The sequence below is a fragment of the uncultured Marivita sp. genome (assembly GCF_947488135.1).
Lineage (GTDB): Bacteria > Pseudomonadota > Alphaproteobacteria > Rhodobacterales > Rhodobacteraceae > Marivita.
Genome location: NZ_CANKYW010000001.1, coordinates 40736 through 63155 on the forward strand (window position 1 = coordinate 40736; position 22420 = coordinate 63155).

20 protein-coding genes, 1 tRNA gene and 2 pseudogenes are annotated in these 22420 nt (G+C 59.2%); 16 read left to right on the forward strand and 7 right to left on the reverse strand.

The genetic code is table 11. From position 1 onward, the window contains the following. Positions 1-3: 3 nt before the first annotated feature. Genes Q1B16_RS00190 through cobA form a run of 6 tightly spaced genes read left to right on the forward strand, consistent with a single transcriptional unit; the run spans position 4 to position 8892 of the window. Positions 4-1689, forward strand: coding sequence for an ABC transporter ATP-binding protein (locus Q1B16_RS00190; RefSeq protein WP_299783770.1), 1686 nt, complete (start codon positions 4-6; stop codon positions 1687-1689). A 5-nt stretch (positions 1690-1694) separates the two neighbouring features. After that, positions 1695-4133, forward strand: coding sequence for a nitrite reductase large subunit NirB (gene nirB, locus Q1B16_RS00195; protein ID WP_299783772.1), 2439 nt, complete (start codon positions 1695-1697; stop codon positions 4131-4133). A gap of 11 nt (positions 4134-4144) precedes the next feature. Further along, positions 4145-4477 (forward strand): nitrite reductase small subunit NirD, encoded by a 333-nt coding sequence (gene nirD, locus Q1B16_RS00200; RefSeq protein ID WP_299783774.1) that lies wholly within the window; start codon positions 4145-4147, stop codon positions 4475-4477. After that, positions 4477-7107, forward strand: coding sequence for a nitrate reductase (locus tag Q1B16_RS00205; RefSeq protein ID WP_299785944.1), 2631 nt, complete (start codon positions 4477-4479; stop codon positions 7105-7107). The genes nirD and Q1B16_RS00205 overlap by 1 nt, the downstream gene beginning before the upstream one ends. Beyond that, positions 7104-8045, forward strand: coding sequence for a glycosyl transferase family protein (locus Q1B16_RS00210; RefSeq protein WP_299783776.1), 942 nt, complete (start codon positions 7104-7106; stop codon positions 8043-8045). Before Q1B16_RS00205 ends, Q1B16_RS00210 begins: the two co-directional genes overlap by 4 nt. A 13-nt stretch (positions 8046-8058) precedes the next feature. Continuing rightward, positions 8059-8892 (forward strand): uroporphyrinogen-III C-methyltransferase, encoded by an 834-nt coding sequence (gene cobA, locus Q1B16_RS00215; RefSeq protein WP_299783778.1) that lies wholly within the window; start codon positions 8059-8061, stop codon positions 8890-8892. 494 nt (positions 8893-9386) lie between these two features. Here cobA and Q1B16_RS00220 read toward each other — a convergent pair whose 3' ends face one another. From Q1B16_RS00220 to Q1B16_RS00235, 4 genes are read right to left on the reverse strand one after another with little or no spacing between them, the layout of a single operon-like run. Further along, on the reverse strand, positions 9387-10649 hold the full coding sequence (locus Q1B16_RS00220; protein WP_299783780.1) for a DNA cytosine methyltransferase: 1263 nt from the start codon (positions 10647-10649) through the stop codon (positions 9387-9389). Between the two features lie 27 nt (positions 10650-10676). Beyond that, positions 10677-11480, reverse strand: coding sequence for a hypothetical protein (locus tag Q1B16_RS00225; protein WP_299783782.1), 804 nt, complete (start codon positions 11478-11480; stop codon positions 10677-10679). Next, positions 11480-12394 (reverse strand): hypothetical protein, encoded by a 915-nt coding sequence (locus tag Q1B16_RS00230; protein WP_299783784.1) that lies wholly within the window; start codon positions 12392-12394, stop codon positions 11480-11482. The genes Q1B16_RS00225 and Q1B16_RS00230 overlap by 1 nt, the downstream gene beginning before the upstream one ends. Beyond that, positions 12391-14088: a hypothetical protein gene (locus tag Q1B16_RS00235; protein ID WP_299783786.1), complete on the reverse strand. Its 1698-nt coding sequence runs from the start codon at positions 14086-14088 to the stop codon at positions 12391-12393. The genes Q1B16_RS00230 and Q1B16_RS00235 overlap by 4 nt, the downstream gene beginning before the upstream one ends. Positions 14089-14199: 111 nt before the next feature. On the opposite strand from Q1B16_RS00235, the gene Q1B16_RS00240 reads away from it, so the two are divergent. Both Q1B16_RS00240 and Q1B16_RS00245 read left to right on the forward strand, forming a co-directional pair. Beyond that, positions 14200-14436, forward strand: coding sequence for a hypothetical protein (locus Q1B16_RS00240; RefSeq protein WP_299783788.1), 237 nt, complete (start codon positions 14200-14202; stop codon positions 14434-14436). 15 nt (positions 14437-14451) lie between these two features. Continuing rightward, positions 14452-14892: pseudogene (locus Q1B16_RS00245) on the forward strand (very short patch repair endonuclease); the annotation flags it as partial. Positions 14893-15169: 277 nt separating this feature from the next. Here Q1B16_RS00245 and Q1B16_RS00250 read toward each other — a convergent pair. Then, a pseudogene (locus tag Q1B16_RS00250) lies at positions 15170-15763 on the reverse strand (DUF3883 domain-containing protein); the annotation flags it as partial. Between Q1B16_RS00250 and Q1B16_RS00255 the strand changes: the two are divergent. From Q1B16_RS00255 to Q1B16_RS00275, 5 genes are all read left to right on the forward strand, one after another. Next, positions 15708-15935, forward strand: a complete 228-nt coding sequence (locus Q1B16_RS00255; protein ID WP_299783790.1) for a hypothetical protein — start codon at positions 15708-15710, stop codon at positions 15933-15935. The pseudogene Q1B16_RS00250 and the gene Q1B16_RS00255 overlap by 56 nt on opposite strands. 25 nt (positions 15936-15960) lie before the next feature. Beyond that, a complete protein-coding gene (locus tag Q1B16_RS00260) occupies positions 15961-17073 on the forward strand; it encodes a tyrosine-type recombinase/integrase (protein WP_299783792.1) in 1113 nt (370 codons plus the stop codon). Between the two features lie 57 nt (positions 17074-17130). Further along, positions 17131-17295 carry a hypothetical protein gene (locus tag Q1B16_RS00265; RefSeq protein ID WP_299783794.1) on the forward strand — a complete coding sequence of 55 codons (165 nt, stop codon included), beginning with the start codon at positions 17131-17133 and terminating at the stop codon, positions 17293-17295. A 72-nt stretch (positions 17296-17367) separates the two neighbouring features. Beyond that, complete coding sequence (locus tag Q1B16_RS00270; RefSeq protein WP_299783796.1) at positions 17368-17724, forward strand: type II toxin-antitoxin system RelE/ParE family toxin; 357 nt, start codon at positions 17368-17370, stop codon at positions 17722-17724. Between the two features lie 2 nt (positions 17725-17726). After that, positions 17727-18092 (forward strand): helix-turn-helix transcriptional regulator, encoded by a 366-nt coding sequence (locus Q1B16_RS00275; protein WP_299783798.1) that lies wholly within the window; start codon positions 17727-17729, stop codon positions 18090-18092. Positions 18093-18124: 32 nt separating this feature from the next. On the opposite strand, the gene Q1B16_RS00280 is transcribed toward Q1B16_RS00275, so the two are convergent. Next, a complete protein-coding gene (locus tag Q1B16_RS00280; RefSeq protein WP_299783800.1) occupies positions 18125-19030 on the reverse strand; it encodes a GIY-YIG nuclease family protein in 906 nt (301 codons plus the stop codon). Positions 19031-19263: 233 nt separating this feature from the next. Then, positions 19264-19338 (reverse strand) — tRNA-Phe (locus Q1B16_RS00285). Positions 19339-19511: 173 nt separating this feature from the next. Between Q1B16_RS00285 and Q1B16_RS00290 the strand changes: the two genes are divergently transcribed. The 3 genes from Q1B16_RS00290 to Q1B16_RS00300 all read left to right on the forward strand — a co-directional run bounded on the left by Q1B16_RS00290 (position 19512) and on the right by Q1B16_RS00300 (position 22322). Further along, the gene (locus Q1B16_RS00290) at positions 19512-20117 is read left to right on the forward strand and encodes a ribonuclease HII (protein ID WP_299783802.1); all 606 of its coding nucleotides are present in this window, start codon (positions 19512-19514) and stop codon (positions 20115-20117) included. A gap of 115 nt (positions 20118-20232) precedes the next feature. Then, a complete protein-coding gene (locus Q1B16_RS00295; protein WP_299783804.1) occupies positions 20233-21336 on the forward strand; it encodes a site-specific DNA-methyltransferase in 1104 nt (367 codons plus the stop codon). Between the two features lie 212 nt (positions 21337-21548). Further along, complete coding sequence (locus tag Q1B16_RS00300; RefSeq protein ID WP_299783806.1) at positions 21549-22322, forward strand: fumarylacetoacetate hydrolase family protein; 774 nt, start codon at positions 21549-21551, stop codon at positions 22320-22322. The last annotated feature ends 98 nt before the right edge of the window (positions 22323-22420 follow it).

The window sequence follows — 22420 nt, forward strand, 5'->3', positions numbered from 1 at the left end:
GAGATGAGCATCCTTTCCTTCAAAAACGTCTCGAAAAGCTATGGCGTAGGCACCGGCCAGACGCGGGTTCTGAAAGACATCGACCTCGATGTCGAAGAGGGTGAATTCCTCGTCCTCCTCGGCTTCTCGGGCACTGGCAAGACAACGCTGATCAACCTGATGGCGGGCCTCGATACGCCGACATCCGGCAGCGTCACTTTCAAGGGTGCTCCGGTGACAGAACCCGGACCCGAGCGCGGCGTGATTTTTCAAAGCTATTCGCTGATGCCTTGGCTGACGGTGAACGGCAATGTGGCGCTCGCTGTCGATGCCGTTTTCCCCAACCTTTCGACGGTCGAGAAAGCCGAAAAGGTCGACCACTACGTGAAGATGGTGGGCCTGTCGCACGCCACCTCGCGCCGCCCGGCAGAGCTTTCCGGCGGGATGCGCCAGAGGGTGAACGTGGCGCGGGCGCTGGCGATGAACCCGGAGGTTCTGCTGCTGGACGAGCCACTTTCGGCGCTCGACGCGCTGACGCGTGCCAATCTTGCGGATGAAATCGAACGGATCTGGGAAGCGGACAAGAAGACCTGCGTTCTCATCACCAACGATGTGGACGAGGCGATCATCCTCGCTGACCGCATCATCGCGCTGAACCCCGACGGTACGTTGGGGGAAGAGTTCAAGGTCACCATCCCACGCCCGCGCAACCGGATGGCGATGAACACGAACGAGACCTTCAAGACGCTGCGCAGGGACGTCACAAAGTACCTCATGGATGTCGGCATCGAAGCACGTGTCGAGGGCACGAAACTGCTTCCGAACGTGACACCGATCCATGGTGTGCCGGCAGCCGTCGCCAAAGCGCAGGAAGGAATGATCGAAAACCGCTTCCTCGACTTCAGCCAGCTGCACAAGGTCTATCCGACGCCCAAAGGTCCGCTCACCGTGGTCGAGGATTTCGACCTCAAGGTGGACAAGGGTGAGTTCATCTCTCTGATTGGCCATTCGGGCTGTGGCAAGTCCACTGTCCTGACGATGGCCGCCGGTCTGAACGAGATCAGCCAGGGCGCGATCAAGCTGGATGGCCGCCATGTCGAAGGGGCCGACCCCGAACGCGCGGTGGTGTTCCAGTCACCCAACCTGTTCCCGTGGCTGACGGCCAAGGAAAACGTCGCGATTGGAGTGGACAAGGTCTACCCGAAGGCCAGCCAGGCCGAACGGCAGGACGTGGTGGAATACTACCTCGAACGCGTGGGGCTTAGCGATGCGATGGACAAGTCCGCCGCCGATCTGTCCAACGGCATGAAACAGCGCGTCGGCATCGCGCGGGCCTTTGCCCTGTCACCCAAGCTGCTGCTTCTGGATGAACCGTTCGGGATGCTCGACAGCCTCACCCGGTGGGAACTGCAAGAGGTTCTCATGGAGGTCTGGTCACGGACCAAGGTGACGGCGATCTGCGTCACGCATGACGTCGACGAGGCGATCCTGTTGGCCGACCGTGTGGTGATGATGACCAACGGCCCGCAAGCCACCATCGGCAAAATCACCAAGGTCGACCTGCCTCGCCCGCGCACGCGCAAGGCGCTTCTGGAACACCCAGACTACTACGCCTACCGGCAGGAAGTGCTCGATTTCCTAGAGGAATACGAACACGGCGCGACACCGAAACCCAAGAACCCGGCCCCGACGCCGATGGCCGCGGAGTGAAAGCGATGACCAAACAGAAACTTGTCATTATCGGAGCCGGGATGGCGTCCGGACGGGTGATCGAACATCTCGTTGAAACGGCTCCCGAGGCGTACGACATCACGCTCTTCAACGCCGAGCCGCGCGGGAACTACAATCGGATTATGCTGTCGCCTGTCCTCTCGGGCGAGAAAACCTACGAAGAGATCGTCACCCACAACGGCGCGTTCTACGCGGAGCATAACGTGACGTGTCGCTTCGGCGAACGCGTCGTGAAGATTGACCGCGATCTCAAGGTGGTCGAAGGCGAAAACGGTCATGTGCCCTACGACAAGCTGATCTTTGGCACCGGGTCTGATCCCTTCATGATCCCTTTGCCCGGGCACGATCTCGACGGCGTGATCGCCTATCGCGATCTGGAAGATACCGAGCGGATGATGGCGCTGGGGCCGGACAACACGTGCGTGGTCATCGGCGGCGGACTTCTGGGTCTGGAAGCGGCAGCGGGTATGGCGGCCCGCGGCGTGGACGTGACGGTCGTGCATATCATGGGCCACCTGATGGAGCGTCAGCTCGACGAGGCGGCAGGCTACCTTCTGAAAAAGTCGCTCGAAGGCAAAGGCATCAAGATCAAGCTGCAAGCGAACTCGAAAGAGATCCTTGGCGAGGATGGCAAGGTCAAAGCGCTTCTGCTGGACGATGGCACCGAACTGCCTTGCGATCTGCTGGTGATGGCCGTCGGCATCCGCCCGTCGGTCGCCTTGGCAAAAGAAGCCGGTCTGGCTGTAGGGCGGGGCATCCACGTGGACGACCAGATGATGACGTCGGACGAGAACGTGTTCGCAGTCGGCGAATGCGTCGAACATGACGGCGCTTTGTTCGGCCTTGTTGCCCCTCTCTACGATCAGGCGAAAGTGCTGGCGCAGACGCTGCTTGGGGAAAGCGCGGCGTTCACGCCCAAGGTGCTGTCCACCAAGCTCAAAGTCACGGGCTGCGACCTGTTCAGTGCGGGCGACTTCGCCGATGGTGAGGGCCGCGAGGATATCGTGTTCCGCGATCCAAGCCGCGGCGTCTACAAGCGTCTGGTGATCGAAGGCGAAAAGCTGATCGGCGCCGTCATGTATGGTGACACGGCCGACGGAAACTGGTTCTTCGACAAGATCAAATCCGGCGAAAGCATCGAAGAGATGCGCGAGACGCTGATCTTCGGTCCTGCCTACCAAGGGGGGGCCACCGTGGACCCTCTCTCAGCCGTTGCAGCATTGCCGCGTGATGCGGAGATTTGCGGCTGCAACGGCATTTGCAAAGGCACCATCGTGGACGCCATCGCAGGCGGCGCGACCGACCTTGGCGCGGTGCGCACGACGACGAAAGCCAGCGGTTCCTGTGGGACCTGTACCGGACTTGTCGAACAACTCTTGCAGGTCACTCTGGGCGATACGTTCCAGATGCCCACCGCGCAACCCGTTTGTGGCTGCACCGACCTAAGCCACGAAGACGTCCGGCGTCTGATAAAGTCCCAGGAGCTGAAAAGTCAGCCTGCGGTTTGGCAAGAACTCGGCTGGACCACACCGAATGGCTGCCATGTCTGCCGCCCGGCCGTGAACTTCTATCTACTGGCGGACTGGCCGCTGGAGTATCAAGACGACCCGCAAAGCCGGTTCGTCAACGAACGCAAGCACGCCAACATCCAGAAAGACGGCACATTCAGCGTGGTCCCCCGGATGTGGGGCGGGATCACCAACCCGAACGAACTTCGTGCCATTGCCGATGCAGCAGACAAGTACAACGTGCCCACCGTCAAGGTCACCGGTGGACAAAGGATCGACCTGCTCGGCGTCAAGAGCGAAGACTTGCCGCATATCTGGGCCGATCTGAACAAGGCCGGGCTGGTGTCCGGTCACGCATATTCCAAGGGTCTGCGGACAGTAAAAACGTGTGTCGGCACCGACCACTGCCGGTTTGGGACACAGGATTCCACGGGATTGGGCATAAAGCTCGAAAAAATCCTTTGGGGATCGTGGACGCCACACAAGGTCAAGCTTGGTGTGTCGGGCTGCCCTCGCAATTGCGCGGAAGCGACCTGCAAGGACATCGGCGTTATATGCGTTGACAGCGGTTACCAGATCGGGATCGCGGGTGCGGCGGGAATGGACGTGAAGGAAACCGAACTTCTCTGCCAGGTGCCGACCGAGGACGAGTGCATCGACGTCATCGTCGCTGTCACTCAAGCCTACCGCGAAAACGCCAAATACCTTGATCGTATCTACAAATGGGTCGGCAAGGTCGGGCTCGACTGGGTGAAAGAGACCGTTGTGGAAGACATCGAGAACCGTCGTGCGCTCGTTGAGCGGTTCGAACTGTCTCAAAGCGTCTATCGCAAGGATCCCTGGGCCGAACATGCCAGAGAGAAGGCTCCGAGCTATGCGCCTCTGGCCGACCTGACGCCCTTGGCCGCAGAATGAAGGACACTGCCATGAATTGGATCGACATTGGTCACATCGAAGACGTGCCCGTCCGCGGTGCCCGTCTTCTCAAGACACCAGTCGGCTGCATCGCCGTATTCCGCACGGCCGAAGCCGAGGTTTTCGCTGCATCCAACACCTGCCCCCACAAACACGGTCCACTGGTCGAAGGCATCGTGCACGGGCAGAAAGTGACGTGCCCGCTGCATAACTGGGTGTTCGACCTGAATACCGGGGAAGCGCAGGGGGCTGACGACGGCCGCATCGACACCTATCCTGTTCGTCTCGACGGCGACCGCATCCTGATCGACGGCAATGCGGTTGGTCAGCGGAGCGCCGCGTGATGGATGGCTCGGGTCTGCCCGAAATCCGCTCGACCTGTCCTTATTGCGGGGTCGGTTGCGGCGTTCTGCTGCGCCCGGACGGCGAAGGCGGGATTGCGGTGCGGGGCGATCCGGAGCATCCGGCGAATTTCGGTCGGCTCTGCTCCAAAGGGTCCGCTTTGGGTGAGACGGTCGGTCAGTCGCATCGGCTCCTGTCCCCGATCGTCCATGGCAAGGAATGCTCTTGGGATTCTGCCCTGCAACTGGTTGCAGATCGGTTCTCTGACGCGATTGCGAAACATGGGCCCGACAGCGTGGCGTTTTACGTTTCAGGACAGCTCCTGACCGAGGATTACTATGTCGCGAACAAGCTGATGAAGGGATTCATCGGCTCGGCCAATATCGACACGAATTCGCGGCTGTGCATGGCGTCCTCGGTCGCAGGTCACAAACGTGCCTTTGGCACCGATACCGTTCCGGGGACCTACGAAGACATTGACGAGGCCGATCTGGTGGTTCTGGTCGGATCGAACCTCGCCTGGTGCCACCCTGTTCTTCATCAACGATTGCTGACGGCGCGAAAGAAACGCGGCACGAAGATCGTCGTTGTCGATCCGCGTCGCACGGCAACCTGCAACGACGCGGACATGCATCTTGCTTTGGAACCGGGCAGCGACGTCGCGTTGTTCAACCGGCTGCTCTCTGCCCTTTACGAAAGCGGCGCGGTCGATGCCGCATTCGTCGCGCACACCAACGGTTTCGACGCAGCGCTGGATGCGGCGCGCAACGACCTGGGATCGGTCACCGGGCTCAATGATACGCAAATCGCGGAGTTTTGCCGCCTCTGGATCGCGACCGATAAAGTCGTGACGATCTATAGCCAAGGCGTGAACCAATCGACCTCAGGAACCGACAAGGTCAACGCCATCCTGAACTGCCATCTTGCAACTGGACGGATCGGAAAGCCGGGCTGCGGACCGTTTTCCGTCACTGGGCAACCCAACGCCATGGGAGGGCGCGAGGTAGGTGGCCTTGCGAATATGCTGGCGTGTCATCTCGATCTCGAGAACGCAGATCACCGCGCAGCTATTCGTCAATTTTGGGACGCCCCTGCTGTCCCCGACGCGCCGGGTCTCAAAGCCGTCGATATGTTCGACGCGGTCGGCGACGGCCGGATCAAGGCGCTATGGATCATTCATACCAACCCCGCCGTGTCGATGCCCGACGCAGACGCCGTTCGCGATGCCATTGCGGCTTGTCCGTTCACGATCGTCAGCGACATCACCGGTGCAACAGATACGGCGCGGCTGGCCGATGTCCTGTTGCCTGCAACGGCCTGGGCCGAGAAGGACGGCACCGTCACCAATTCCGACCGGACCATCAGCCGCCAACGCAAGGCGATCAGCGCGCCGGGTCACGCGCGACCGGATTGGGATATCCTGGCTGACGTGGGAAGGCGCATGGGGTTTGCGTCTGCGTTCGACTTCGCCTCGCCCGCCGAGATCTTCCGTGAATACGCCACGCTTTCCGGAGTTGCGGCGCAGTTCGGGCGCGATTTCGATATCTCCGGCCTGTCGGATATTTCGGACCTTCACTACGACGAGATGGAGCCCCAACGCTGGCCGATTTCTCGCGCGAGACAAGGCGGCCGATTCTTTGGCGACGGCAAATTTTTCCATCCGGACCGCAAGGCGCGTTTCATACCCGTCCGTTTCAGACCGCCAGCCGCAAGGACCGAGCCACGGTTTCCGTTCCGGCTCAATACCGGGCGTCTGCGGGACCAATGGCACACCATGACGCGCACCGCGCTCAGCCCACGCTTGTCTGCACATCTCCCCGAGCCATTCCTCGACATTCACCCGGCCGACGCAATCAATCTTGGCGTCGGCTCGGCAGACCTTGTGCGTGTTACGAGCCCCACAGGATCAGCGATCCTGCGGGTGCGGATCACCGACGCAGTGCAGCAAGGTCACGTCTTTGCCCCGATGCATTGGACAGGCGAAACCGCCCCGTCAGCGCGGATTGACGCCGTCGTCCCAGCCGCGACCGATCCCGTTTCGGGGCAACCCGAAAGCAAGGCGGGCGTCGTGGCAGTCACTCGTTTCGATGCTGCCTGGTATGGCTTCGCGATATCGCGCGACTGTATGGCGCCGACCTCCGACTACTGGGCGCTCTGCCGAACAACACAGGGATACCGCGCAGAGATGGCAGGGCTCGCTCCGGTGTCGGATTGGGAGGATACGGCAAAACAGCTCTTCGGGAACGCATCGGCACAAGCCACGTCGGTCCTCGACCCGACACGGGGCATTGCCCGCATCGCGCTTCACGAAAACAGCGTATTGATTGGCGCGCTCTTTGTTGCGCCGACACCGGTGGCTGTGATGCGCGATTACCTGCAAACCCTTCCCGGCCAGAAATCGATGGATGTCCTCTCGGGGCGCTCTCCGGACGATCTCCCCAACCCCGGCCCGGTTCTGTGTTCTTGCTTTGGCATCGGCGTCAACGTCATCCTGGACGCAATTGAGACACAGGGTCTCGTGTCCGTCGAGGCGATCGGGAACGCGCTTGGCGCGGGAACGAATTGCGGATCCTGCCGACCAGAGCTTGCCGACCTTCTCAACGCCGTCAAAACGCGCGAGGCAGCAGAATGACCCTCGCGTCTTATGTCAGCACACTCGGGCGCGGTCCGGGACGATCACGCTCCTTGACGATGGACGAAGCCGCGGAGGCCATGCACCACATGCTGTCAGGAGATGCAGCGCCCGAAGCAATAGGGGCATTGCTCATGCTCTTGCGCATGAAGGGCGAAACTGCGGATGAAATCGCAGGGTTTGCCCAGGCGGCTCAGGAGAAGGGCCAAGTGCTTCCGCAGGTCGATTTGGATTGGCCCAGCTACTCCGCCGGCCGCACGCGCGGGCACCCGTGGTTTCTGCTGTCCGCGAAACTTGTGGCGGATGCGGGTTACAGGGTCTTGGTGCACGGTTACAACGGCCCCGACGCAATCGTGCGGAACAGGCTCGCGCGAGCCGGGATTGGTATCGCCAAGACGCCAGAGGTTGCGAGACACTTGCTGGAACGAGATCGGATTGCCTACCTCCCTTTGGAGCTGTGGCATCCCGCGCTCTTCGACCTGCTGAAACTGCGTGATGTGCTGGGGTTGCGATCATGCATCAATACGGTTTGCCGGATGCTCAACCCGGCCCAGGCAAAGGCAAGCGTCCAAGGCGTCTTCCATCCGTCGTATCGATTGCTCCAGTCCGATGCCGCGGAACGGCTCGGCTGGCACAGCCTCTCTGTGATCAAAGGCGGCGGCGGCGAGTTCGAACGCCACGCCGCCAAGGACATCGCCGCTTTCGGTCTTCGGCACGGCGCACACTGGGAGAAAACGCTCCCCGCCCTGCGCGAAGAAACCCGGCGTCTTGCAGAAGAGCCACCTCTGGAGGGTGAATGTCTTTATCCGCAGGACGGCTTTCAAACCGCAATCGTCACTGGCACCGCGGCACTCGCACTGGACACGCTTGGCGTGCCGGACAGCCAAACACGTGCAGACGCACTCTGGGCCCGGCGCCGTACGGCGCAGGCGGCATGACAGGAGCATCCCCATGACAGCCTTCCCCATCTTCCCTCAGGCAGAGTGCTTCGAAGAGGCCTCGGTCGGTCACATTGCCCTTGTCGGCGCAGGACCAGGTGCCCGCGATCTTCTGACCTTGCGCGCCGTCGACCGTTTGGAGCGAGCCGATGTCGTCTTCTACGACCGTCTTGTGGAACCGGACGTGCTCGACCTCGCCCGTCCAGGCGCGGAGCTCGTGTTTGTCGGTAAACATGTCGGTGCGCATAGCTGGCCGCAGGACCGGATCAACAGGGTGATTGTCGCCGAAGCCCTGAAAGGACGGCGCGTGGTCCGTTTGAAGTCAGGCGACCCGGGTATCTTCGGTCGCGCATCGGAAGAAATGGACGCCGCGCGCGCTGCTGGCATCCCGATCGAATTGGTCCCCGGTGTGACAGCGGCCGCAGCCGCGGGAGCGTCCCTCGGCAGAAGCCTGACCGAACGAGGGGTCGCCAACACGCTCGTCCTGACCACTGGCACCGGGTGCGCCAGCGATCCGTTGCCGGATAGTTCAAGATTATCAGGCCCGGGCACGACCACAGCATTCTACATGTCCGTTCGTCAGGCAGATCGCCTTGCCTCAGATTTGATGCACCGCGGAATTCCCCCAGAGAGCCACGTGGACATATGCGTTGACGTGTCCAAACCGACCGAAAGACATCTGCGTGCAACTGTTCGAACACTTCCTGAAGTGATCCACCGAAACCGAATAAACGGTTGTGCGATTTTGCTGGTCACCTGGCCAGACGAATTCGCCGCGAGATCACAGAGTACTCAAGACTCCAAAAGTGACATGAGGGAGAAGAAGTTCGAAGTTGCAATGATCTAGCTTTCGAGAACAATTTCGAAACGCTCTCAATTAATAGGAAATTGCATGCTGCCTGCGATCAGTAGGTGGCGGGCGCTAAAGCGAATGATATCATTTATTTTCGGTGGTGGAGCGGCATCAAGAAACGATCTAGAGCGCTGTCTCCTAATACTTAATCGATTGGGCTCCCAGTGGCTTGATTGTATGATTCACGTCATTTGGAAGTTGCAGCGATACCCAAGCGCGTACTGACCGAGTGCTCGATAGACAGCGGGGCACCGAAATAAAAAAGTGTTTATTAAAAATAGTGCCCGGGGGCGGCATAAGGTGTTGTTTTCATTGTAATAAGTTACAGGGCGGGGGGACTTTTTTCTTTCACCATGTTTATTGGATTTTTTCGGATTTGTGTCCCACTTTTCCGAGGGGGGATTAGAGGGCGGGAGCCAAGGTTCGGACACACCAAAGCAAGCGAATTGCTTTGCGACGTTCTATGAAATCGTTGAGGATGTTGTTGGCTATTTAGTTTCCCAAGGAAGCTTGGGAGCAGCGTCCGTCAAGACCGACAGAGCCGCACAAACGGCTGACATGCCGAGGTAGGGAGGCACTGCGTCTCCGATCCATTTCGCCAATGCCTTTCGAGGCGTCTCGCCATCTCCACCCATGAAGCCGTAGCCGTCTGGAAAGGATTGAATGCGAGCAGCCTCATGCGGCGTAACCAGGCGACGTCTGGTCGGATGGATGAACCTGCCTTGACCAGGTGTGCCTATGCCGGTCGTGATCGGTGGCGCGGGTCGGTCAGGGTGCATTCGACCATAGACCGAAGTGTAAGTCGTTCCATCTTTGTGGCAGTCGGGCCGTTCGCTGTTCGGTAGGTCGTAGATACCCTCGTCAAAGAGGAAGTCTATCCGCCGAATGTTCTCAGGCCCCTGGACAGGCGACGTATCGAAAACGGAATTGCCCTCGCTGTCCTCGAGGTCGGCGATCGCCCAAAGGACGTCGCGTGGCTCCCGTTTCCCGAAACATGTTCCAGAAGCCTCAGTCGCCAAATGGCTCAGAGTTTCCTGCAAGACGCCTTGCTCGGCATCTTTGACCGCGATCATGAAATATCGCGCGCGGGTCTGCCAACCGCCGAGGTCGTCCATCCTCAGCACTCGGTCGGCCACAGCATAGCCCTCGGAAGCCAGCAGCCGGCGCGCGAGTTCGACGACGTCGCTATGGGAACGAACCACGCCGGGAACATTCTCGATAACGACCGCCTTCGCCCCTAGGGCGACCGCGATCGCCGCCGTCGCGACGAATAGATCGTTCCTGGGATCATTTCGACGCGTATGATTGTTCAGGTTCGAATGCCCTTGGCATGGCGGACCCGCGATAAGCAGATCCGTCTTACCCACCTCCATGGCGAGGTCATGCTGAATGATTTCGGGAGGATAGTCGAACGCTGCGGTATCTCCCATTTGATCCACCGAATAGTCCACGATTGTCGCCAAAGAGTCGGCGATCTTCTTTCTTACCGGCAAGGACCGACCGTAGACCTCCATCGCGGAAACATCCGCATCGGCGATCGCATGGAAAACCGCACGACGATCGAAGCAATCGGCTGCAAGAGCCGTCCCCAATCCGAAACCGCCAGAGCCGCAGAACAAATCAACAACCGACAATGGCTTCTTGGTGGGATCATCCCAAAGATGATGTCCCTTCAAGAATCCCCGCCACCATTCCGAATGCTCTTTGTCGGCTTCGGAAGAGTGGCAATCTGTTGCCACTTCTACGTTCATTCAACCACTTTCGTGACGACAGGCCGGTCAGCCTTTGACCCAAGCCCGAGCACTGGACGTTCGCGTCCAGACGCGCTCGATGAACGCTTTGCTCTGGTTCCTGTCAAGTAACTCAACGGACACATTGGCACAAGCCTTGGCCAAGTCTTTTGCAAGCTGACGTATCTCGGGAATGGTCAGCCTGGGCTTGTCCCGATCCGGTCCGGGAAACTGGAAATCGACGAAAGCTTGAAGAAACGGGCGGTGTTGTGCGTAAAGCACCCGCAAAAGATGGCTTCGCCAGAACTCGACAGATCCACCCCTAGCATATTCGTAAACCTTCGAAGCATCATCAGCCCCATCAACCAATCTTCCCATTGCGGCTCTGATCCAAAGCCTGAAGAAGAGCACTTCTTTCGCATGCTGACCTACGAAGTTGTTGCGGCCTGGCAGGTAATTCGGTTTTTTCGGCTCATCGTCCTCCAATTCAAGATCAACCTGGGTCTTTTCCTTGAATGGGTATCGACTTTCGACCAATGTCCGACCCGGCACAGTCGCGAACCAATACCAGAATTCCGGATCACGCAATGCCTCATGATCCGGGAGCGCCTTATGCAGCAGAACGGCACCCTTCGATTCAAAGGCTTTTTCACCCTCTTTCTCCAAAAGAGCAGACAGGCTGTCGACGATCGCCGGAATCTCCATTTCCCAATCGAATTCGTCTCCAATTGGTTGCTTTTCGACCTTGGGAGATTCAGGTGGAGAAACCCTGGACGATGCTTCCACACAGGCATCTTGCCACTTCTTGAACCAGCCCTTGGCGGAATCCTCGCTTACGAACGGATAAGGCATCAAACTTTCTCCAAATCTTTGACCAGGCCGCGACTGTCATGGACTGCAGCTCGCAATCGCACCGGGTCTTTGATGAGGTTCTTCAGTTCAGAAAGCGACATTGGGTGATCCGCCCGCAGGTTTTCCAGGATCGCCTCTAGTGGGCTCCCTCCAGTAACCTCTTCAGCTTCGCTGACACCGTTTCCGTCCGCCAACAGAATTGCAGATGCGATCTCTGACCATATCAGTGCGGCGACGGCGGCCGCCGACTTCCCAGCCGCGGAACTCAACAGAACTTTTTCCGAAACATACGCCGTCGCGCACGAAGTTCCCTCGTCATATACGGTGTTCAGGTCTTCAATATCATCGACATACACAAAAGTGCCTTTCGGCAAATGCAAGCTCTTGGCCAACTCCTCAGTGAGGGGGAGGATGCGGAAAGCCGACTGCCTACGATCCAGGCCGATCGTATAGACCTCCTTTGCCACCCAGCTTCCCAAATGGTTTGGCCATCCCGGGCCGAGATCGACTTCCTTCGAAAGACAGATTGAAACGCCAAGTTCGAAAAGGCCCGTTAACTTGGCATCCTTGAGCATGTGTTGAGGAACCTCGATACATTCCGGTGCCTCTTCGCCAAGCGAAAACCTTTCCACAAGCTCACGGCGCAGCATCTGCGGGGTCCTAAGAGTGACGACCAGATCGAAGGCGGACCGTCGCCCTCCGAATACGGCATTGATCCGCTCTTCCGATAGCTTCGGGTACAAGCGCGGAGCCATGTCCGCCATTTGGCTATCATCGACGATCAGTCGGTTTCCCTGTACTGGTGCATCCCCGAACTTCAGGAATAGCTCCATTTCGTCGAGCAAACCTTCGGCCGCTTGCGCCCCGAAATAGGGGCGGAGCGTCTTTGGTTGTGATCTGACCCACGCGTTCATGCCTTGCCCTCCACACCGAGCGGTTTGACCCGAGGCACGAAATCCACGGTCCAATCCGGTTCGTAAACCGCGCTTTCCACCTCCACATCGACCTTCTCGCCAGGCGATAACCTCAGACGCCACTCCGCTTCATCGACCTTTTCGACGTCGGCACCATTGAACGACGCCGTCAATGCAATCGGATCGAGGTGACGGTGGCCTTCGTCAATCGAACTCAGCCGCATCGTCACGATCACCGGCAAATCACCCTCGTGGTCTTCCTTGAGTTGGATCGTGACTTGGCCTTTAACCTTCAGGCCATCCGCAGCTTGTTCGATCAGGACATCGGGCCTTAGCGAAACCGGGGTCTCACCCTTTCCCCCGCCGATCGGCTCCCGTTTGCCGGTTGGGCCAAACAGCTTCGCAAGCTCACGCTCCAGTTGGAGAAAACGATTGCCATCGGATTTCTCCGGCGGACGCGCAAATTTTTGGAAAGTTCGCAACTCTCGCCAAATGCGCGCATGGACTGACTGGACGATTTCGCTTTCTTTACTCGAAGGATCCAATCTGTCGGCATTCGAATCCCACTGGTCATGTTCCGGTGGCTCTGATCGACGCAGAATATCGTCGATATCGTCGTCTGCAAGAAACACACCGACAACAGGCGGATGACTTGGGAACCCACGCCGGTAGTATTGAACGACCATACCGGGCGAACGCACCAAAGCGATTGTGTCGCGCCGATCGACCTGGTCGGACATCTCATCCACTTCTTGATCATCTGCCAATGCAAAAAGCCCGAGTTGACCGATTTTCTTTCCATCCAATTTGTTGAAGTCAGCCTTTCGTCGGGACTTTCCGCTCTGCTCGGGCGACCGCCCCAAAGCGACATCAAGTGCATCGATGAATGGCCTCAACTCAGGATCTAGAAGAGGTCGCAAGTGCAGCCGCTGTCCGTCTTCATCGGTGATATTTACGCGGAAGTTTTCGCGTCGGATTTTCGGCCACCAGGAGCGTTCGACGCCTCGTTTGATGTCCCCCATCTTGAGCGGACAATCCACGATGGCGATCGTCGTGCCGATGTCGCCTTCTTCACGCGACATGTTGAGTTCCGCCGCCAACTCGTCGGCTTCGTCTCCAACGAAGGGATCGTGTCGGATAGGAATGCCATGTTCCTCGATCCGCCTCCCGAAAAACGCGCGGCCGCTCGTAGTCTGTCCATCGAATTCGTGCTCTCGGTGATAGGCACACCCCATCAGAACTGAGAGTGGTTGCCCACTTGCATCATGTGTCCGAGAGTAAGCAAAGATCACAGCAACCCGGGATGATGCACTGTAGACCGCCTTGCCGAAGCCATAGGACCCACCGGAGTTTTTGTCTTCGGCGACTTTTTGACTGCCCCCGATTTCCATGAGCAGTTTGCGCATCTTCGAACTCGGAGATGTCGGATCCCCTGCCAATCCGGTTGTCCCGGAATCGACCACATGCAAAACGCGAAGCGTTTCAGGTTTCGTCTCAAAAGCGTTGCCTGAGTGTAAGCCGAGCACTCCGACCCTTGCGGCAAATGCATCCAAGCCAGCGCCATGCCAGAAACGATCCAGATCGGCACCCGAATAAGCGTGCATCCGCAACGCAACTTGCGGTGTTTCACCTTCTCGCGCCGCATCGACGCTGTTTTGCAGCGCCTCGCGCGCCAGGCGTTCGGCGGCGTCCAATCCACTGCCGTTGAAAATCGACTTGAAGACTTCTCCGCCAACTTCGCTTTGTGAAACCTCAGCAAGCAGTTAAGTCTTGGCTAAGAAGAATAATCGGAGGATCGAACAGAAATGGCCGTTGTTAAAGAGATCGAAAAAGACGACACAAAGGAATATCCAGTCAGCAGAACAACATCTCGCTGCACTTACACTGTGGTGCACTTGGGCGAAGAGGCGTTCCTAGACCTGCGCACCTACGGTTCGGACACCCGATTGGTTGAAGGACATGCGAGCCAAGTCATGCAGTTCGATCGAAACGCGGCACGAACTCTCTATCGTGCTCTCCGAGAGACCTTCGATTTCGACTAGCACTCCGACACCGTCACCGGCGAAGTAAGATCGAAGATAATGGCACGGGTCCGTAGTAAGGACTCGAAGGCGGAAGTGACGCTTCGCAAGGCGCTCCACGCACGGGGCTTTCGGTACCTTGTGAACCGACGCGGACTTCCGGGAACGCCGGATCTCGTATTCCCGCGCCGCGGGGCGGTCTTGTTCGTTCATGGCTGTTTTTGGCATCGACACGACGGGTGCCGACGGGCGACGACACCAGCAACCAACGAGGCCTTCTGGACCGAGAAGTTCGAGCGGAACATCGAGCGCGACGCTCGCAAGATCGCAGAATTGGAGGCCGTGGGTTGGCGCGTCGGCGTCGTGTGGAAATGCGAGATCTTACGACAACCCCTCGGCCCCTTGCTGGACCGCGTCGCGGCATTCTTGACTGACCCTGAAGGCATACTGGAACCCATTGACCGGGATAGGCACTAATGATTCATCCTGGCGAGCGATCAAGATCGAAGCTTGGTAGAACATCGCAACTTGGGCTGTTCAATCGTGCCTCCGACGGGAATTTGGCGCAGTCCGGATTCTGGCGATCGAAAAGGGCGAGATAAAAGCGCCTGCCACGAACGCCGCAAGTCACTGACGTGACTGGCGTTTTCGCGTGCATGCAAATCGGTGGTGTGCAGGTTTCGCGGATTTCTCCAATGATATCAAGCTGCCAGCATGCACAGTGGCGACTGGAACGAAGCCCCGCGTCGATGAGTCAGTGAAAGCTTGCCTTAAACGATGTCGCGGTCAGTGACACATGAGCGTCCAGCGGAGGACGCAGTTCGAAGGCACGCGGGTGGCGTGAAAAATCCCACAGCCGAAGCAAGCATCATTCCGAACGCCTGGCATCCGCCACGGCGAGTTCGTTCCTCGTGATGTGGAATGGCGTCCTCTCCCATCCATTCGTTGTCTTGACCTCGATCAGTCGGGCATGACCTTCCGGTGTGAAGCTTTCGATGTCGTAGCCTGCCCCGTCGCCATCCTCTTCGGAAACCCAGCGGACCTTGCGAGCCAGATCATCACGACCGGCATCGCGCAGCGTGGCTCGTTCGTGCTCGATGGCGCGTTCCTCGCCCGCCTTCCCCAAGGCGCGGTTCCGTTCATCACGGCCCGCAACATCGAACTTTCGTGCGACTGCCAGCATCTGTTCCAACTCGTCCGGAGGCGGCTGGTTCGAAAGCGTCGGCGGCGGCCCGACGAAGAGTCTGCCCGCTTCCTGCATCTCTCGCGCCGCTCCTGCCCTCGGAATCCGCATGGTCCAACCAGGATTGAGGGCAAGCCAGCGCGCGACAGCGTCTACCAATGACATCGCCTATATCGGGGTCTCGCCCACGCTCTTCGATCACCCGGTTCGCGACCGGCGCATGCCGCCGCCCAAGCGGATAAATGCCCGCACGGTCTGGGACCGGAAAAAACTTGACCGGGCGTTCGAGCTGATCCCTGATGGGGATCACTCCGACCACAATCCCTGGGACGACTGACGGCTGACGAAAGGCGGCGCGTGCCATGCCCACATTCAGGATGAGAGACGGTTCGGGCAGCATCCGCCTTAAACACGTCATCGAGGATACCGACCGGCACGGGAACGTGCGCATCTACTTGCGGCGGCCCGGGCACCTGAAGGTGCGGCTGCGGAGCCAGCCGGGTACTGAGGACTTCCTCGCCGAATACCGCGCTGCGATGATGGGCGCGACGCCGCGCGCGCCCACCGGACCGCTCGAGCGGCGCGGGTCGAAGGGCAGCTTCAAGTGGCTCTGTGAGCAGTATTTCGTTTCCGCCGAATACCAGCGCCTGAGCGGGCGCACCAAGTATGTCCGCCGCGGCATCCTCGACCGGATCTGCGAGAATAACGGATTGAAGCCCTATGCCCTGATGGAGCCGCGTCACGTCCGGCGCATGCGGGACGAGATGGCCGACCGGCCCGAGGCCGCCAACGGCTTCGTCAAGGCGCTTAGGCAGGTCTATGCCTTCGCGGTCGAATACGAGCTGGCGCAGCGAAACCCGGCCCGCGATGTGCCCTACCTCAAGGCCAAGGGGGACGGCTTTCACTCCTGGACGATGGAGGAGGTCCGGCAGTTCGAGGACCATCACCCGATCGGCAGCAAGCCGCGGCTGGCGCTGGCGCTCATGCTCTATACCGGGCAGCGGCGGTCGGACATCGTCCGGCTCGGGCCGCAGCACATCAAGGACGGCTGGATCACCCTGACCCAGGCCAAGAACCGTGACCGCAAGCCCGTCACCCTATCCATCCCGGTCCTGCCCGAGTTGAAGGCGGTGCTCGACGCGACGCCCACCGGCAACCTCGCCTTCCTCGTCACGGCCTTCGGCAAGCCCTTCACCTCGAACGGCTTCGGCAACTGGTTCCGCAAGCAATGCGACACGGCCGGGCTGAAGCACTGCTCTGCCCACGGTCTGCGCAAGGCCGGCGCGGCGCTGGCAGCCGAGAACGGGGCGACCGAGCGGCAGTTGATGGCGATCTTTGGCTGGACGACCATGAAGGAAGCCTCGCGCTACACCCGCGCCGCGCGCCAGAAGGTGCTGGCGGCGTCCGGGATGAAGCTGTTGTCGCGGGATGGGGGCGCGCCGGGAAGGGGGGAAGCGCGGGGTGGCGAAACGTGATACACCGCATTCCTCGCCAAGTCTGAAATGACCAAGAAGAACACAATGGAGGCAGTCATGACAGAGACCGAGAAACTGAAGCTGGATGAAGGCGAAACCTCGACGCTCCCTCCCGAGGCGTTCGCCGAGTTCCAGCGAGCGACGGATGCCCCAGGGGCGCGGATAACCGGCCTCGCTCGAGCGGCGGAAAAGGCACAGCGGCTGCTCAAAGGTGCAGACTGATCCTCGCCCCGCAGCCCGTTCTTGCAAAATTAGTTCTTCAAGGCTATATAGCTTCAAGGTAGTATTTGCCCGATGCCGCGGACCGTATCCTTTGTCGAGGAATTTGAGCCGGAATTCGATGCCCTGCCACAAGAGGTGCAGGACGCGATCCTCGCCCGGGCGCTTTTGCTCGAGCGGGAAGGCCCCATGCTCGGGCGGCCCCATGCGGACACCCTGACCGGGTCGAAGCATGCCAACATGAAGGAGCTGCGCTGCAATGCCGCCGATGGCGTCTGGCGCATCGCCTTCGCATTCGACCCCGATCGGCAGGCGATCCTGCTCGTCGGCGGGGACAAGTCGGGTGGCAGCGAGAAGCGGTTCTACAAGTCGCTGATCGCTCGGGCGGACGACCGCTTCGACCGCCACCTGAAGAGACGGAAAGGACAATGACGATGGCCCGGAGCCTGAAGGAGAAGCTGGCGACCCTGGACCCTGCCCGTCGCGCGGCGATCGAGGCCGAGGCCGATCGGCTGCATGCCGAGTACCTGACGCTACAGGAATTGCGGAAAGCCAAGAAGCTGACCCAGGTGCAACTGGCCGAAACCCTCGGCGTCCAGCAGGCCACCGTCGCGAAATACGAACGCCAGAGCGACCTCCTGCTTTCGACGCTGACGAGCTACGTCCGCGCGATGGGCGGGGAACTCAAGCTGATGGTCGAGTTTCCCGGTAAGGCTCCGGTCGCTCTCGAAGGGTTGGGAGAGACGGAGGAACCGCGGCGAGCTCGAGGCGGCAAAGCGCAACGAGCCGTTCAGCTATAGGAAAATGAGGCAGTGTCGAACCCATCCGCTGTCTAGAGGAGACCACGGAGCTCCAAGGCGTCCCTGCCTACCACAGTAATCATGGTATCAACATGGTGGGGCCGCATCCGGAAAGCTTCGTCTATCACTTCGGTCGCTGGGATCAATTCCGCCAGATCAGCCTTGATCAGATCACGAGAAACACCTCGCTCGATTATGCCCTCGACCTCGATCGGAAGCTCAAAATCATCAGGCCATTCGCTGGGATCCGGTTCGTATTTGAATCGGCGAGGAATGACACCGCCGCCCGTCAAATCCAACCCATGTGCAACAGCACTTGCCATCAATGCGAAGCACATTCTTGGAGTGGGCTTTCTGGGGCTCGGATGCGGCGTCGTTGGCACAAGCGCCTTGAACTGTGAAAGAGGTTTGATGCACGTACTGTCCACCGCGCCGAAGCTGCGCAGGTATCGATTCAAGACCGCCTTATCTGGGTTTCCAGACGGTTCGCCCGATAGTGTCGCCGCGTGCCGCTCCCGAGAAAGCGGGCTCTGACTGGAAGGGTTGCCAACACCGCCGGCGAGGTTTGTGAGGATTCCACCCTCATGGAGTCGACCGAGCAACTTGATCAACTCACCTTCTCGTTCCAGGCACAAACCTTCATCGTCGGTAGAATACTCTCGATCTATGCGGTAGCGAACCCAGCCACCATTCCTCAGAATTTTCCTTATGACATTGCATTTGAGAGGGTTGCCCTCGAGTTCGCGCGTGCCACGCCTCGCTTCGAGTTCATGTTCAAGTACTCGCCTCCCCTTACCCTTCCCGACGTAGAACGGAGCCCCATCGGGTCTGCACAGCAGGTATGTGTAGAAGTCGAGCCGCTCCGGACACGCGAGAAATTTCGTCACTGCCTCACGGGAGCCTTCAAAGGTCGGCGGGTTCTCAAACTGGTAGGACATGCGCGAGGCATATCGAGCGAAATCGGCCGAACTATGGCAGAGCACTGATGCAGCATTCTAGCTGGATGAAGCGACCAAGTGCCTGAGCCACTTCCAATTATGGCCAGCAACCTCTCGACCCGTACGAACGCGAACAACTCGCGAACAAAAAAGTCCCACTTTTCCCAAGCGCGAAAACGGTGGGACGATTTTGCACCATAACCCATTGATATCATTCACGCTAGGAGGAGTGTTGGTGCCCGGGGGCGGAATCGAACCACCGACACGAGGATTTTCAATCCACTGCTCTACCCCTGAGCTACCCGGGCACGGGAGAACGATCATCGTTCGGGTGGCGGCGTTCTATGTGACGGTTTGGGGCGTGTCCAGTGGGTTTTCGCCCGAAATCGCAAAAACAAATGTCACGTCTGTGATCTGCGCAAAGGGCGCTTCGCACGTGCCGTAGACTTGTCATCTCACCCGTAATCGGCAAGGTGACGGGATGACGCCCAGCTTTGCATTCGAAGACCAGTTGCGCGCCGCTCCGAACACGCGGATTGCCGGTGTGGACGAGGCGGGGCGAGGACCGTTGGCGGGGCCGGTTGTCGCGGCGGCTGTGGTTCTTGATCCTGCTCGTATTCCGCCAGGACTGAATGACTCCAAGGCACTGACGGCCCGAAAAAGAAGCGCGCTTCTTGATCTGATCCTCGATCAGGCCGAGGTCGGGATAGGCGAAGCGAGCGTCGACGAAATCGACCGGATCAATATTCTTAGGGCCAGCCACTTGGCCATGTGCCGTGCGATCGCCGCTTTGCCGCGAACGCCTGACCATGTGCTCATCGACGGCAACATGAGCCCCTGTGATTTGACCCTTCGCTCCACTCCGATCGTGAAGGGAGACAGCCTGTCGTTGAGCATCGCGGCGGCCTCAATTGTGGCCAAAACAAGGCGCGATGCGATCATGTGGGATTTGGCGCAACAGTATCCCGGCTATGGCTGGGAAACAAATCAGGGCTACCCCACAAAATGTCACAAAGACGCCCTCCGAAATCTTGGTGTGACCCCACACCATAGACGTTCCTTCAAGCCGGTCCACAATATCTTGTGACAAGAAAAAATCATAACCACTTGATTCAAAAAAGAAATTGACCACGAATCGGCTTTGACTCATCTTTTGATGCAATCACAGAGCGTAACAATGGCGCCGGGACGATAGGCAGAGAATGACAAAGATGACCAAGCCGAACAGCGCCGAGGCGCTGCCGATCAACACGATTCTGGAAGGCGATTGTATCGACGTGATGAACGGCCTGCCGGCCGCATCCGTGGATCTGATCTTTGCCGATCCGCCGTATAACCTGCAACTCAAGGGCGATTTGCATCGCCCCGACAATTCGCGCGTCGATGCTGTCGACGACGAGTGGGACCAGTTCTCGAGCTTCAAGGTCTATGACGAGTTCACCCGCGCCTGGCTCAAGGCCGCGCGGCGTCTGCTGAAACCGGACGGGGCGATCTGGGTGATCGGCTCCTATCACAACATCTTCCGGGTCGGAGCCGCGTTGCAGGACGCCGGATACTGGATCCTGAACGATGTGGTCTGGCGCAAGTCCAACCCGATGCCGAACTTCCGCGGCAAGCGGTTTACCAATGCCCATGAAACCATGATCTGGGCGTCGAAATCCGAGGGCGCCAAATACACCTTCAACTACGAGGCTTTGAAGGCGCTCAACGAGGGCATTCAGATGCGTTCGGACTGGGTTCTTCCGATCTGTAATGGCGGCGAACGACTCAAGGATGCGGCGGGTGACAAGGCGCATCCGACGCAGAAACCGCAGGCGCTGTTGCATCGCGTTCTGGTCGGATCGACCAAGCCCGGTGATGTCGTGCTCGATCCGTTCTTCGGCACAGGCACCACCGGCGCTGTCGCCAAGATGCTGGGCCGCGACTGGATCGGGATCGAGCGTGAGGAAAAGTACCGTGTCGTCGCGGAAAAGCGCATCTCTGCGGTGCGTCGTCTCGATAAGGCGGCCTTGGAGATCACGACCAGCAAGCGTGCCGAACCGCGCGTGCCGTTCGGCCAGTTGGTTGAACGCGGCATGCTGCGCCCGGGCGAGGAATTGCTGAGCATGAACGGCCGCCACAAGGCCAAGGTGCGGGCCGATGGGACATTGATCGGGAACGACATCAAGGGGTCGATCCATCAGGTCGGCGCACATCTCGAAGGTGCGCCAAGTTGCAACGGCTGGACCTATTGGTGCTTCAAACGCGATGGAAAGACCGTGCCCATCGACGTGCTGCGCCAACAGATCCGGTCGGAAATGAGCTGACACCAACAGAACACCGCCGGTGCCTGCGGCCCATGATCCGCGGCACTACACCTTGCCCCGCCGATCTTCGGCGGGGTTTTTTCCGTTCGGCACAGCCAACGGAACCGCCAAAATCGGTGTCAAAAGCGATGGCGCCTCGTTTGGCGTTCCGTATAACGTCCCGAACAACCGAATTTTTGCCCGGGCGGGGGCGACACAGGGGGGACAGCACCATGAAATGGGCCAGAGGCTTAACGAAAGATGGCAACGAAATAACGGGTGTCGTTGTGGACGACATGCTGCACCCGCGTGACCATCTTGGGTCCGATGCCGACGCCGGTGATGCCGTGCCCTTGTCGGACGTGTCGCTGCTCCCGCCAGTGGTGCCGGGCAAGTTCATCGGCCTCTGGAACAACTTTAAGGCCGCTGCGGAAAAGAACGGCAACGATCATCCGAGCCATCCGCTGTATTTCTTCAAGGCCGACACGTCGCTTTCGGGTCCGGGAGCAGAGGTTGAAATTCCCGCGTCTGCTGGGCGTGTCGTGTTCGAAGGTGAGCTTGGCATCGTGATCGGCAAAACCTGCAAAGCCGTGTCTTCCGAAGACGCGGAGCAGGCCATTTTCGGCTATACCTGCGTAAACGACATCACCTCGCTTGACGTTCTTAACGCGGACCCGTCCTTCCCCCAATGGACCCGCGCCAAGAGCTTTGATGGGTTCGGAGTGGTCGGTCCCGTGATCGAAACAGATGTCTCGTGGCAAGACCTGACCGTGACTGTACTGGTCAATGGGCGCGAAAGACAGTCCTACCCGGCGTCAGACATGATCCTGACCCCGCCACAGATCGTGAGCCTTCTGTCGCAAGACATGACGCTCAACGCTGGAGACGTGATCGCCTGCGGAACATCACTGGGTGCACGTCCGATCAAGGCGGGAATGGAGGTCGAAGTGAAGATCGATGGCATCGGTAGCGTCAGCGTGACGATGACGGCTGCAAAGGAAGCCTGACGCATGGAATGCACCAGGTGTGATGTGGACTATCAAACCGCATCAAAACCGTTCGAATTTGGGCTTGGCATTCCAACGTGCCACAAATAATCGTGAAA

Bases quoted from the DNA above. Each gene is read 5' to 3' on its own strand.
- Q1B16_RS00270 (WP_299783796.1), top strand. From the start codon at position 17,368: ATGCCGCGGACCGTATCCTTTGTCGAGGAATTTGAGCCGGAATTCGAT.
- Q1B16_RS00210 (WP_299783776.1), top strand. From the start codon at position 7,104: ATGACCCTCGCGTCTTATGTCAGCACACTCGGGCGCGGTCCGGGACGA.
- Q1B16_RS00230 (WP_299783784.1), bottom strand. From the start codon at position 12,394: ATGAACGCGTGGGTCAGATCACAACCAAAGACGCTCCGCCCCTATTTC.
- Q1B16_RS00295 (WP_299783804.1), top strand. From the start codon at position 20,233: ATGACAAAGATGACCAAGCCGAACAGCGCCGAGGCGCTGCCGATCAAC.
- Q1B16_RS00300 (WP_299783806.1), top strand. From the start codon at position 21,549: ATGAAATGGGCCAGAGGCTTAACGAAAGATGGCAACGAAATAACGGGT.
- nirB (WP_299783772.1), top strand. From the start codon at position 1,695: ATGACCAAACAGAAACTTGTCATTATCGGAGCCGGGATGGCGTCCGGA.
- Q1B16_RS00275 (WP_299783798.1), top strand. From the start codon at position 17,727: ATGGCCCGGAGCCTGAAGGAGAAGCTGGCGACCCTGGACCCTGCCCGT.
- Q1B16_RS00255 (WP_299783790.1), top strand. From the start codon at position 15,708: ATGGTCCAACCAGGATTGAGGGCAAGCCAGCGCGCGACAGCGTCTACC.
- Q1B16_RS00225 (WP_299783782.1), bottom strand. From the start codon at position 11,480: ATGCCTTATCCGTTCGTAAGCGAGGATTCCGCCAAGGGCTGGTTCAAG.
- Q1B16_RS00240 (WP_299783788.1), top strand. From the start codon at position 14,200: ATGGCCGTTGTTAAAGAGATCGAAAAAGACGACACAAAGGAATATCCA.
- Q1B16_RS00260 (WP_299783792.1), top strand. From the start codon at position 15,961: ATGCCCACATTCAGGATGAGAGACGGTTCGGGCAGCATCCGCCTTAAA.
- cobA (WP_299783778.1), top strand. From the start codon at position 8,059: ATGACAGCCTTCCCCATCTTCCCTCAGGCAGAGTGCTTCGAAGAGGCC.
- Q1B16_RS00220 (WP_299783780.1), bottom strand. From the start codon at position 10,649: ATGAACGTAGAAGTGGCAACAGATTGCCACTCTTCCGAAGCCGACAAA.
- Q1B16_RS00280 (WP_299783800.1), bottom strand. From the start codon at position 19,030: ATGTCCTACCAGTTTGAGAACCCGCCGACCTTTGAAGGCTCCCGTGAG.
- Q1B16_RS00205 (WP_299785944.1), top strand. From the start codon at position 4,477: ATGGATGGCTCGGGTCTGCCCGAAATCCGCTCGACCTGTCCTTATTGC.
- Q1B16_RS00265 (WP_299783794.1), top strand. From the start codon at position 17,131: ATGACAGAGACCGAGAAACTGAAGCTGGATGAAGGCGAAACCTCGACG.
- Q1B16_RS00190 (WP_299783770.1), top strand. From the start codon at position 4: ATGAGCATCCTTTCCTTCAAAAACGTCTCGAAAAGCTATGGCGTAGGC.
- Q1B16_RS00290 (WP_299783802.1), top strand. From the start codon at position 19,512: ATGACGCCCAGCTTTGCATTCGAAGACCAGTTGCGCGCCGCTCCGAAC.
- nirD (WP_299783774.1), top strand. From the start codon at position 4,145: ATGAATTGGATCGACATTGGTCACATCGAAGACGTGCCCGTCCGCGGT.